8 protein-coding genes are annotated in these 11,758 nt (G+C 71.5%); 2 read left to right on the plus strand and 6 right to left on the minus strand.

The annotated features are described in order from the left end of the window. Window positions 1-16: 16 nt before the first annotated feature. Window positions 17-787: a metallophosphoesterase family protein gene (locus tag ACFYZ8_RS36715; RefSeq protein WP_388539134.1), complete on the minus strand. Its 771-nt coding sequence runs from the start codon at window positions 785-787 to the stop codon at window positions 17-19. Further along, window positions 784-3,648, minus strand: a complete 2,865-nt coding sequence (locus ACFYZ8_RS36720; protein ID WP_388539131.1) for an FAD-binding and (Fe-S)-binding domain-containing protein — start codon at window positions 3,646-3,648, stop codon at window positions 784-786. Before ACFYZ8_RS36720 ends, ACFYZ8_RS36715 begins: the two co-directional genes overlap by 4 nt. Window positions 3,649-3,739: 91 nt before the next feature. Here ACFYZ8_RS36720 and serC point away from each other — a divergent pair, with 91 nt between their 5' ends. After that, window positions 3,740-4,858 (plus strand): phosphoserine transaminase, encoded by a 1,119-nt coding sequence (gene serC, locus ACFYZ8_RS36725; protein WP_359032742.1) that lies wholly within the window; start codon window positions 3,740-3,742, stop codon window positions 4,856-4,858. Between the two features lie 87 nt (window positions 4,859-4,945). On the opposite strand, the gene ACFYZ8_RS36730 is transcribed toward serC, so the two are convergent. The 3 genes from ACFYZ8_RS36730 to ACFYZ8_RS36740 form a co-directional block, all read right to left on the minus strand. Continuing rightward, window positions 4,946-6,559, minus strand: coding sequence for an alpha/beta hydrolase (locus tag ACFYZ8_RS36730; protein WP_359032740.1), 1,614 nt, complete (start codon window positions 6,557-6,559; stop codon window positions 4,946-4,948). A gap of 126 nt (window positions 6,560-6,685) precedes the next feature. After that, complete coding sequence (locus ACFYZ8_RS36735) at window positions 6,686-8,200, minus strand: cellulase family glycosylhydrolase (protein ID WP_388539127.1); 1,515 nt, start codon at window positions 8,198-8,200, stop codon at window positions 6,686-6,688. Window positions 8,201-8,410: 210 nt separating this feature from the next. Beyond that, a complete protein-coding gene (locus ACFYZ8_RS36740; protein ID WP_388539124.1) occupies window positions 8,411-9,418 on the minus strand; it encodes a WD40 repeat domain-containing protein in 1,008 nt (335 codons plus the stop codon). 865 nt (window positions 9,419-10,283) lie between these two features. On the opposite strand from ACFYZ8_RS36740, the gene ACFYZ8_RS36745 reads away from it, so the two are divergent. Continuing rightward, the gene (locus ACFYZ8_RS36745; RefSeq protein WP_388539121.1) at window positions 10,284-10,961 is read left to right on the plus strand and encodes an SGNH/GDSL hydrolase family protein; all 678 of its coding nucleotides are present in this window, start codon (window positions 10,284-10,286) and stop codon (window positions 10,959-10,961) included. 100 nt (window positions 10,962-11,061) lie between these two features. Here ACFYZ8_RS36745 and ACFYZ8_RS36750 read toward each other — a convergent pair. Further along, the coding region (locus ACFYZ8_RS36750) for an ABC transporter permease (RefSeq protein WP_388539117.1) at window positions 11,062-11,758 on the minus strand (697 nt) is incomplete at its 5' end.

The following is an 11,758-nucleotide window of genomic DNA, read 5'->3' on the forward strand; positions in this document are numbered from 1 at the left end:
CTCGGGGCGCCGGTCCCTACACCCCCTTCCTCCCGTCCCGCGCCCCGAACACCTCCAGCGCCTCCGCGTCCGTCGCCCGCGCGTTGAGGTAGTAGTCCGCCCACTGCGCGATCCCCGGCCAGTCGCACTCCGCGACGAGCCGGTCGACGGCCCCCTGGATGTCGTACGGCGTCACCCTCAGGTCGGTGCCGGGACCGAGCAGGCACCAGTGGGCGCCGGGGCGGCCGTACGGCATGCCGACGCTGCCGGGGTTGACGATCAGACGGCCGTGGGCGAGGCGGACGTACGGCATGTGGGTGTGGCCGCAGACGATCGTGCGGACGGTGTCCGGGACGTCGGCCAGGACCTCCGTCCAGCGGGCGGGGCGGGAGTCGACCACGACGGCCTCTTCGTCGTCGCGGGGGGTGGCGTGGCAGAAGAGGACCTCGCCGTGGCCGCGGACGGTGAGGGTGAGGGTGGTGGGGAGGGCGGCCAGGAACTCGACGTCCTCGGCGGTGAGCCGGTCGGCGGCGTACGGGGCGATCGGGTCGGGGATCTCCGTCCGCAGTCCCCTGCGGTACTCGACGAGTTCCCGGTCCGCGTTGCCCGCGACCCAGAGCACTCGCTCCCCCTGCGCCCTCAACAGGGCAAGGACTTCCGCCGGTTGGGGCCCGGCCGTGATGTCCCCGGTCAGCACGATCCGCTCGGCGGCGGCCACCTCCGGCTCGGCGAGGACCGCCTCCAGCGCGGGGAGCACGCCGTGGATGTCGGAGAGGACGGCGACGCGGTGCGAGATCGGTTCGGTCATGAGGTTCGGTCCAGTTCCTCCGCCAGCACCTCCGCGAGATGCTTCCCCCGCACCCCCGCGAGCTGCTCCAGCTGCGTACGGCAGGAGAACCCGTCGGCGAGTACCACCGCGTCCCCACCTGCCCGGCGTACCGACGGCAGCAGTTGCTCCTCGGCACAAGCGCTCGACACCTCGAAGTGCCCTTTCTCGAAGCCGAAGTTGCCGGCCAGCCCGCAGCAGCCGCCGCTCAGGTCGCCGGTGAGGCCGGCCGCCTCGCGCAGCCGGCGGTCGGGGGCGTCGCCGAGGACCGCGTGCTGGTGGCAGTGGGTCTGGCCGGCGACCGGGCGGTTCAGGGCCGGTGGCCGCCAGCCGGGGGCGAGTTGCTCCAGCGCCTCCGCGAAGGTGAGGACCCGGGAGGCGAGACGGGTGGCCCGCGGATCGTCGTGCAGCAGTTCCGGCAGGTCGGTGCGGAGGGCGGCCGCGCAGCTCGGCTCCAGGACGACGACCGGGGCCGCGGTCTCGAGGACCGGGGACATCAGGTCGAGGGTGCGGCGCAACACCGTACGGGCGCGGTCGAGTTGGCCCGTCGACACGTACGTCAGGCCGCAGCAGACCCGGCTCCGGCCGCGCAGGAGGGACCCGGGGTCGAGCGCGACCGTCCTGCCGTCGCCCACCGGGGGCTTCTCCAGGTGCACCGTGGGCGGCAGCGCCACCCGCAGCCCCGCCGCCTCCAGCACGCGCACGGCCGCCCGCCCCACGGAGGGTGAGAGGTGCTCGGTGAAGGTGTCCGGCCACAGGATGACCGTCCTTGCGCCGGCACCACGGGCCGTACGCCTGTCCCACCAGCGGCTGAACGTCTGTCTCGCCAGCTTCGGGATCCGCCGCTCGGGCGCGATCCCGCCGAGCCGTTTGGCGACGGCCGCCAACGGCCCCACGGAGGCAAGGGCGTTGACCACCACCGCCGCTCTCGTACGGTCCACCAGGCGCAGCCACACCGGCAGCCGGCCCATGCTGTGGTGGGCCGCCGGGCGCCGTCGCCCGGCGTAGTGGTGGTGCAGGAACTCCGCCTTGTACGTGGCCATGTCGACCCCGACCGGGCAGTCGGACCGGCAGCCCTTGCAGGACAGGCACAGATCCAGCGCGTCACGGACCTCCGTCGAGCCCCAGCCGCCGGTGACCAGCTCACCGGCCAGCATCTCGTGCAGCAGCCGGGCACGCCCGCGCGTGGAGTGCGCCTCCTCGCCGGTGGCCCGGAAGGACGGGCACATGACGGCGGACCCGGTCGCCGGGGTCGTACGGCATTTCGCGACCCCGACGCAGCGCCGTACGGCGGCGGAGAAGTCACCGCCGTCGGCCGGGTACCCGAAGGCGACGTCGACCGGCTCGCGGGGCAGGACGGAGAAGCGGAGGCCGGTGTCGAGGGGGGCCGGGCGGACCAGCATCCCCGGGTTGAGCAGGTCGTCCGGGTCCCAGACGGCCTTCGCCCGCTCGAAGAGGGCGACCATCTCGTCGCCGTACATCCTCGGCAGCAGCTCGGCCCGCGCCTGGCCGTCCCCGTGCTCGCCGGAGAGCGAACCCCCGTGGGCCACGACCAGGTCGGCGAGCTCCTCCGAGAAGCGCCGGAACCTCCCGATCCCCGCCTCCGTCAGCAGGTCGAAGTCGATACGGACGTGGATGCAGCCGTCGCCGAAGTGCCCGTACGGGGTGCCCCTGAGGCCGTGGGCGACGAGCAGCTGCCGGAAGTCCCGCAGATACGGTCCCAGCCGCCGCGGCGGCACCGCGCAGTCCTCCCAGCCGGGCCAGGCCTCGGTACCGTCCGGCATCCGGGTCGCCGTGCCGCTGGCGTCCTCGCGGATGCGCCACAGGGTCCGCTGTCCGGCCGGGTCGGTCACCACGAGGGCGTCGAGGACGTCGGCCGCGCGCACGATCCGCTCCGCACGCGCGCGTGCCTCGGCCGGCGACTCCCCGCCGGTCTCCACGAACAGCCAGGCGCCGCCCCGCGGCAGCGCGGCCGCCGAGGGCACCAGGTCGGCCGCCATGCCCTCCACCGTCAGGGGGCGGTGCACCAGCAGCCCTGCCGCCGCTTCGGCGGCCGCGCCTTCGTCCGCGTACCCGAGCACCGCGAGCGCACGCGCGGGCGGCGCCTCCACCAGCCGCACGACGGCCTCGGTGAGCACCCCCAGGGTTCCCTCGCTGCCGCAGAAGGACCGGGCCACGTCGGCCCGGTGTTCCGGCAGCAGGGCGTCCAGGGCGTATCCGGAGATCCGGCGGGGCAGCTCGGGGAAGCCGGTCCGAAGGCGGGCGAGTTCCCCGTCGACCAGCTCCCGCAGCCCGGCCGGCGCCCCGGCCCACTCCTGTCCCAGCCGCAGCCGCTGCCCGCGCGCGGTGACGACGTCCAGCTCGGCCACGCTGTCCGCGGTGGTCCCCCACGCCACCGAGTGCGAACCGCAGGAGTTGTTCCCGATCATCCCGCCGAGCGTGCACCGGCTGTGGGTGGAGGGGTCGGGCCCGAACCGCAGCCCGTGCGGCGCGGCCGCTTCCTGGAGCCGGTCGAGCACGAGGCCGGGCTGGACGACGGCGGTGCGCGCCTCGGGGTCGAGTGCCAGGAGCCGGTTCATGTGCCGGGTGAAGTCCAGCACGACCCCGGTACCGGTGGCCTGTCCGGCGATGGAGGTGCCGCCGCCGCGGGGGACGACGGGGACGCCGTGGGTACGGCAGACCTCCAGCACGGCGGCCACGTCGTCGGCGTCGCGAGGAGCCACGACCCCGAGGGGGACGCGCCGGTAGTTGGACGCGTCCATCGTGGTCAGGGCCCGGGAGGTGACGTCGAAACCGACCTCGCCCCGGACGGCCTCGCGCAGGTCGGCCTCAAGATCCGTCATGACTCCAGCAAACCAGTCCGGTCAACACCGCCGCGTCTCACCCGACGGACTACGTTTCGACCAGGTTTCCCCCAGCGGCTACCCTCCAGTCGTGGCTGAGATCCAGATTCCCGCTGACATCAAGCCCGCCGACGGTCGATTCGGCGCGGGCCCCTCCAAGGTGCGGACGGAAGCGCTGGACGCGCTGGCCGCAACCGGTACCTCCCTCCTCGGCACCTCCCACCGCCAGGCCCCGGTGAAGAACCTGGTCGGCAAGGTGCGCGAGGGCATCAGTGAGCTGTTCTCGCTCCCCGAGGGCTATGAGGTCGTCCTCGGCAACGGCGGCTCCACCGCGTTCTGGGACGTGGCGACGCACGGCCTGATCGAGAACAAGTCGCAGCACCTGACCTTCGGCGAGTTCTCGTCGAAGTTCGCGAAGGCGTCCAAGCTGGCCCCCTGGCTGGCCGAGCCGACCGTGATCTCCTCCGACCCCGGCACGCACCCGGAGCCGCGGGCCGAGGCGGGCGTCGACGTGTACGCCTTCACGCACAACGAGACCTCGACGGGTGTCGCGGCCCCGGTCAAGCGGGTCGCGGGCGCGGACACCGGGGCCCTGGTCCTGGTCGACGCGACGAGCGGCGCCGGCGGCCTCCCCGTGGACATCGCGGAGACGGACGTCTACTACTTCGCCCCGCAGAAGTCCTTCGCCTCCGACGGCGGTCTGTGGATCGGCGTGTTCTCCCCGGCCGCGATCGAGCGCGCCGAGCGGATCCACGCGTCCGGCCGCCACGTCCCGGAGTTCTTCTCGCTGCCGACGGCGATCGACAACTCCCGCAAGAACCAGACGTACAACACCCCGGCCCTCGCGACCCTCTTCCTGCTGAACCAGCAGCTGGAGTGGATCAACGGCCAGGGCGGTCTCGCGTGGTCCACGGCCCGTACGAAGGACTCCTCGACGCGTCTGTACAGCTGGGCGGAGGAGTCCAAGCACGCGACCCCGTTCGTCACCGACCCGGCCAAGCGCTCCCAGGTCATCGGCACGATCGACTTCTCGGACGAGATCGACGCCGCCGCCGTCGCCAAGGTCCTGCGCGCCAACGGCATCGTCGACACCGAGCCCTACCGCAAGCTGGGCCGCAACCAGCTGCGCGTGGCGATGTTCCCGGCGATCGACCCGGCGGACGTCGAGGCGCTCACCAAGTGCGTCGACTACGTGATCGAGAAGCTGTAGTCGTCTCGGACCTACGACGAGCCATACGACGACGAGGGCGCCCGGCGACATGCCGGGCGCCCTCTCGTGCGTCTGCTCGGGTGGGTGTCAGCCCCGGAAGCCGAGGATCCCGTGCAGGGCGGTGCCGTCGGAGACGGCGGGGGCCGGGGCCGAGGTGCCGCTGAGGGCCGCCTTCGCCGACTGGGGCGCCGACGGCGTCGGGTCGGGCAGCTTCTTGCAGACCGCGTCGGCGGTGCCGTGGCCGCGCGGGACCGTACCGTCGGTCAGGTACTTGACCAGGTACTTGTCGAGGCAGGCGTTGCCGCTCAGCGAGATGCCGTGGTTGCCGCCGCCCTGCTCGACCACCAGGCTGGAGTGCTTGAGCAGCCGGTGGACGGTGACGCCGCCCTGGTAGGGGGTGGCCGCGTCGTTGGTCGCCTGGAACAGCAGCACCGGCGGGAGCTTGGAGTTGGCGACGCTGACCGGCTTCAGCTGCTTGGTGGGCCAGTACGCGCACGGCGCGTTGTACCAGGCGTTGTTCCAGGCCATGAACGGGGCCTTCTTGTACACGGCCCAGTTGTCCTTGCGCCACTGGTTCCAGTCGCGCGGCCAGGCGGCGTCACGGCACTGCACGGCGGTGTAGACGCTGTAGCCGTTGTCGCCGGAGGCGTCGATGGCCGCCATGCCCTCGTACGCCTTGACGAGCGGGGCGGTGTCCTTGTGGTTCACGTAGGCGGCGAACGCCTGGGCGAGGGAGGGCCAGTAACCGTTGTAGTAGCCGCCGGGGATGAAGGTGTCCTCCAGTTCGGAGGCGCCCACCTTGCCGCCGGCCGGGCTCTTGGCGAGGGCCGCCCGCATCGCGTACCACTTGGCCCCGACCTTGGCCGGGTCGGTACCGAGCTTGTAGGTGGAGTCGTACTTGGCGATCCACGCCATGAACGCCTTCTGCCGGGCGTCGAAGGCGTAGTCCTGCGAGATGTTGGCGTCGTACCAGACCCCGTCGGGGTCGACGATCGAGTCAAGGACCAGGCGGCGCACCTGGCCCGGGAAGAGCTTGGCGTAGACCTGGCCGAGGTAGGTGCCGTACGAGTAGCCGAAGTAGTTGATCTTCTTGGCGCCGAGGGACTTGCGGATCGAGTCCATGTCCTTCACGGCGTTGATCGTGTTGATGTACGGCAGCACGTCCGCGTACTTGCGGCCGCAGGCGGCGGCGAAGGACTTGGCGCGCTCCAGGTTGGCCTTCTCAATGGCGGGGGTGCTCGGCACGGAGTCCGGGCGGACCGGGTTGAAGTAGCCCGGCTTGCAGTCGAGGGCGGGCTTGCTCTGGCCCACGCCGCGCGGGTCGAAGCCGATGACGTCGTACTGGGACGCGACCGCCTTGGGCAGCGAGCCCGCGACGAAGCCGGCGAGGGTGAGACCGCTGCCGCCGGGACCGCCGGGGTTGACCAGCAGCGGACCCTGGTACTTCTTGGCGGTGTGCGGGACCCGGGACAGGGCCAGGGTTATCTTCCGGCCGTTCGGCTTGGCGTAGTCGAGCGGAACCTTCACCGAACCGCACTGCAGGGTCGGGTAGTCGTCGGTGCCGCACTTCGTCCAGCTGACCTTCGCCGCCGCCTGGGCGGTGGCCGTGGTGAGGGAGGGGGTGGCCTCGGCGGGAACGGCCGTGACGGTACCCGCGAGGACGACGGCCGCACCGCACAACACGACTGTGCTTCTTCTCATGAGGCCGCATCCTGTCGAATAAATCTCCGAATGAGAAACCTCTGAGCGAAAGATTTGAAACTCCTTTGATCCGGAGGCACTTGGACCACACCAAGCGCCTCCGGTCACACGACGTGCGGAGCCGCCTCACGCAGCCGTGCAGCTCACACTCGGCACACCACCGCCCCCGGGCGCGCCCCCGAACCCGAAGGCCGCCGAACTCCCCACCTCGACAGCACCGTTGTGAGCGGCGTTGGTCGCGGTCACGGTCGAGCCGGTCTGCGTGTACGACGCGTTCCACATGGAGGTGACCTTCTGCGAGCCCGGCCAGGTCCAGGTCACCGTCCAGGACCTGAGAGCCGTGGTACCCGAATTGGTCACCTTCACCTCGGCGTTGAAGCCGCTGCCCCAGTCACTGCTGACCGTGTACGTGGCGGTGCAGGCCGCCGTGGAGCCGCCCGGGTCGCCGGGGCCGGGGCCGCCGCCCGAGCCCGGGAAGCCCGGCGCCTTCACGCCGGCCAGGTAGCCGTCCTTCACCGTGTCCACCGTCTGCCAGTCGTCCTTCAGGATCCCGCCCGTGTCACCGGAGTTGGGGTTCCAGGACCAGAAGGTCCAGTGGAAGGAGTCGGCGCCGTACGTCGACGTCGGACGCAGGTAGGACACCAGTGCCGCGAGCCACTTCTGGTCCACGGTCGACTGGAGCGTGGTGCCGAACTCGCCCACCCACACCGGGGCGATGTTCTGCTTGAAGATGTAGCCCCAGTACTTGTCCCAGATCCCCGGCATGTTGGCGGGGAACGCCGGATCGCTGAACCAGCTCTGCTGGGCCACGCTGGTGGCGTAGTCGTGGGCGGAGTACACGACCCGGTTCGCGACGTTCAGCTGGACCGGGTACTGGGCGACGCCCATCAGGTTGCCGCCCCACCAGCCGGAGACGCCGTTGAAGGTCTGCACGCCCTCGACGAAGACCAGCAGGTCGGGGTTGATCCCGAGGACCGCGTTCCCGGCGCGCTGGGCGGCCAGACGCCAGTCCGTCGCCGTGTCCCCGCAGCCCCAACAGGCGGGATCGTGCGGCTCGTTGTGCAGATCGATGCCCACGACCGTGTCCTGGCCCTTGTAACGCGTCGCCAGCGCCTTGAGGTTGGCGATCCACGTCGACTCCGGGACCGCCGCCGTGTACCAGAGCGCCGACTGGCCGCCGGAGTCCGGGCGGTGCCGGTCGAGGATGACCTTGAGGCCGTCCTGACCGGCGTACGACACGATCCTGTCCAGGACGCCGAGGGAGTTGAGTCCCTGGAGGTCGGCGTTCTTGCCGCTGGAGAAGTCGATGCTGTTGGGGACGGTCCCCGGCTTGAAGATGTCGTCGCTGTACGGGATGCGGATCGTGTTGTAGCCCAGCGACTTCATCTGGTCGATCATGGACTTGTAGTCGCGGGACCAGAGGCCGTGGACGACCTGGTTGCTGGTCTCGAAGCCGAACCAGTTGATCCCGGCGATCCGGACCGGCTGCCCGGAGGCGTCCAGGATCTGGCGGCCGCTGGTGTGCCAGTATCCGGCACCGGCGTCGGCCTTCGCCTCGGCGGCGTGTGCCGTCTGCGCTCCGGCCAGGAGCGGCAGCAGAAGCGCCGCCGCGCACAGCGCTCTTCGCAAGCTGCGGAACATGTTCGCTGCTTCCTCTCGAAGGGGGGAGCAGGTCCGGAACCTGGTGGGAGCGCTCCCACCACCCTGCACCTCCCATGGAAGGCATGCCACATGCACACGTCAAGACACCTGACGTCACCTTGTGCGCGGGACGTCAACGGCTGAGCTTCTGGAACCTCCGCACCGCCAGTGGACGGTCTGGAGGTGTTCGTCGCGCGCAGGCGCGAGGAGTCACCTACGGCGGAATAGCCGTCGGAGCCCGAAGAAGCCGACGACGGCCACCAGGGCGAAGGCGCCGATCTTGACGGTGCCGTCGGAGTTCCCGCCGCCGTCGCTTCCGGAAGCCGAGGAACTCCCGCTCCCCGAGGGCGCCTTGGAGTTGCCGTCGCCGGGCGCGTTCTGTGCCTCCACCTCGCTGTCGGCGCCCTCCATGCCGAGCAGCAGCTTGGTCCCGTCCGGCGAGTAGGAGACGGACTCCCCCTGGCCGAGGGGCACGCTGAGCCGCCCCTCCTTCTTGATGTCGCCGCCGTTCCAGTCGTACCAGATGCCGCCGAAGTACCCGCGTACGGCGAGCTGTCGGCCGTCGGGCGAGAAGGCGGCGTCGGTGGCCCACAGGTCGACGGCCTTGACGGGCTTGAAGACGTTCGTCCCGGACGGGGAGAGGGTGGCGGGTCCCGCGTAGAGATGCCCGCCGTTCTCCTGCTTGTCGATGATGTAGACGCGCCCGGTCTTCGGGTGGACGACCATCGACTCGGCGTCGCGTGAGCCGTCGGTGTACTTCACGACGTACTGGGTGGCCTTGACCGACTGGTCCTCGAGGACCTTCGGCTCGGGCAGCTTGTAGATCCACACGTAGGGCCAGGTGACCCCGTCGTTGTCGCCGATGTCGCCGACCCAGATCTCGTTGCCGGGCCCGATGGAGATCGCCTCGACGTCCCGCGGGGTGCCCACGCCGGTCATCGTGATCCTGGCGACGGTCTTGCCGGTGGCGCTGTCGACGGCGTACAGGTAGGCGCCGGTGTCCTGGTCGTTGTGGGTCCAGTAGATCCCCGGGTGCTGCCGGGAGGCGGCGAGCCCGCTGGACTCGGTGATCCGGGGGTCGCTGATGGTGAAGCCCTTGTCCCCCTTCCCGTCCCCGTCGGCGGCGGAGGCGGTCACGGCGGCGGGCAGGACGAAGGCGCCCACGAGCAGGATCCCGGCGAGGAGGGCCCCGGCGAACCGGGCGAAGGGTCGACGCATGGCCCAAGTGTCTCCGATCAGCCAGGTGCCGCCGTGCGATCCGCGGTTGCGGTGCCGGCTGGATCGTCTTCCATCGGGGCGGGCGGTCGTGGAGACCTGGTGCCGGTGGGCTGCACGAGGCAGCGGCCTCCGGCCCGTGAGAGCGGGTCGCCCCCCCCCGGACGCTTGCCCGGACCCGGGGGACGGCGATCCGCCGGCGTCCTCCGGTGACGCGGCCGCCCTGCCGACCGCAGCCCGGGTGGGGACACAGGGCCCGTTTCCCAGCGCGGCGGACCGGTCCCTTCGGCTGGTCTGTGTGGTGGCCGGGGGGTGTGGTGGTGGCCCGCGGCCCGGTGGGCCGGATCGCGCGATCCGCCGACGGCCTCCGGTGACGCGGCCGCCCTGCCGACCGCAGCCCGGGCGGGGACACAGGACCCGTTTCCCACCACGGTGGACCGGCCCCCTCAGCGGGTCTGTGTGGCGGCCCGGGGGTCACGATGGTGACCGTGGCCCGGTCGGCCGACACCGCGCGATCCGCCGACGGCCTCCCGTGACGCGGTCGCCCCGCCGACCGCAGCCCGGGCGCGGACACAGGACCCGTTTCCCACCACGGTGGACCGGCCCCTTCGGCGGGTCTGTGTGGCGGCCCGGGGGTCACGATGGTGACCGTGGCCCGGTGGGCCGGCAGCGCGCGATCCGCCGACGGCCTCCCGTGACGCGGTCGCCCCGCCGACGGGGGCAGTGGCGGGAGTGCTCCGGTGGCCCTGCCGTCCGGCTCCGTCCCGCGGCCCCAGCGGGCGTCACGGCCCGGGCGCGTGGCCATCTTCACAGGGCCGAGTCGCCCAAGATCTGTTACCCGTCGATAAGGATCACCGATGATGTGCGCATGCTGCGATTCATGCCCGTCGGCGACTCCATGACCATCGGCAGCGCGGGCGAGCACACCTGGCGGTACCGGATGTGGCAGCACCTGCGCGACTCCTCCGGGGGCCCGTTCACCCTCGTGGGCCCGCGCGAGACGCTGTACGACAAGGCGGCCGACGCCCCGACGTCGTACGCGTACGCCGATCCCGACTTCCCCCGGGCCCACCTGGCCGGCTGGGGCGAGGGCTGGCTGCACATGGCCCCGCTGATCGGCGAGGCGGTACGGGCGCACCGCGCCGACGTGCTCCTTGTCTCGCTGGGCCTGATCGACCTGGGCTTCTACACGAACGCGGACCAGACGGCGGAGAACGTCCGCGCCTTCGTCGCCGAGGCCCGCCGGGCCAACCCCCGTATCCGGATGGCCGTCCTCCCGGTGATCCCGAACGTCCGGGCGGAGTCGGACCCGCTCTTCGCCAAGGAGGTCACCCGCTTCAACGAGCTTCTGGGCAAGGCGATCGCGGACCTGGACGAACCCCGCTCCCCCCTGCTGCCGGTCTCGCCCCCGTCGTCGTACGACATCAGCCACGACACCTACGACGGCACCCACCCGAACGCGCACGGCGAGCACAAGATCGCGGCGGCCTTCGCGGAGGCGATGCACCAGGCGTGGGCCCTGGGCGGGTCGTACGCGTCCGACTGATCCGGCACACGGCGCCGCACGTCCACGCACCCGCACGCCCGCCCTCCCCGCACGTACGGGGTGGACGGGCCGCGCGTCGCGGTCCGCGCTGTCCTCGCGGTCACTTCGGGTCGGCGTCGAACCTCGCGGTCGACCAGCGGTAGCCGAGCAGCGCGAGGCCGAGGCACCAGGCGACGGCGAGCCAGCCGTTGTGGCCGATCTCGGTGCCGAGGAGCAGTCCGCGCAGGGTCTCGATGGCCGGGGTGAAGGGCTGGTACTCGGCGATCGGCTGGAACCAGCCCGGCATCGCGTCCACCGGGACGAACGTGCTGGAGATGAGCGGCAGGAAGATCAGCGGCATGGCGTTGTTGCTGGCGGCCTCGGCGTTGGGGCTGACCAGGCCCATGCCGACGGCGATCCAGGTGAGCGCCGTGGCGAAGAGCACGAGCAGCCCGAAGGCCGCGAGCCACTCCAGGAAGGTGGCGTCGGTCGAGCGGAAGCCGATGGCCACGCCGACCGCGCCGACGAGGACCACGCTGACCACCGACTGGAGCACGCTCCCGACGACGTGGCCGACGAGCACCGAACCGCGGTGGATCGCCATGGTCCGGAAGCGGGCGATGATGCCCTCGGTCATGTCGTTGCAGACGGAGACCGCGGTACCGATCGTGGTGGAGCCGATCGTCATCAGCAGCAGGCCCGGCACGAGATAGGCGACGTAGTCGGAGCGGTCGCCGCCGCCGTCCCCGAGTCCGGCGCTCATGGTGTCGCCGAAGATGTAGACGAAGAGCAGCAACAGCATGATCGGGGTGAGCAGC

It is taken from the genome of Streptomyces sp. NPDC001668, assembly GCF_042893155.1.
Lineage (GTDB): Bacteria > Actinomycetota > Actinomycetes > Streptomycetales > Streptomycetaceae > Streptomyces.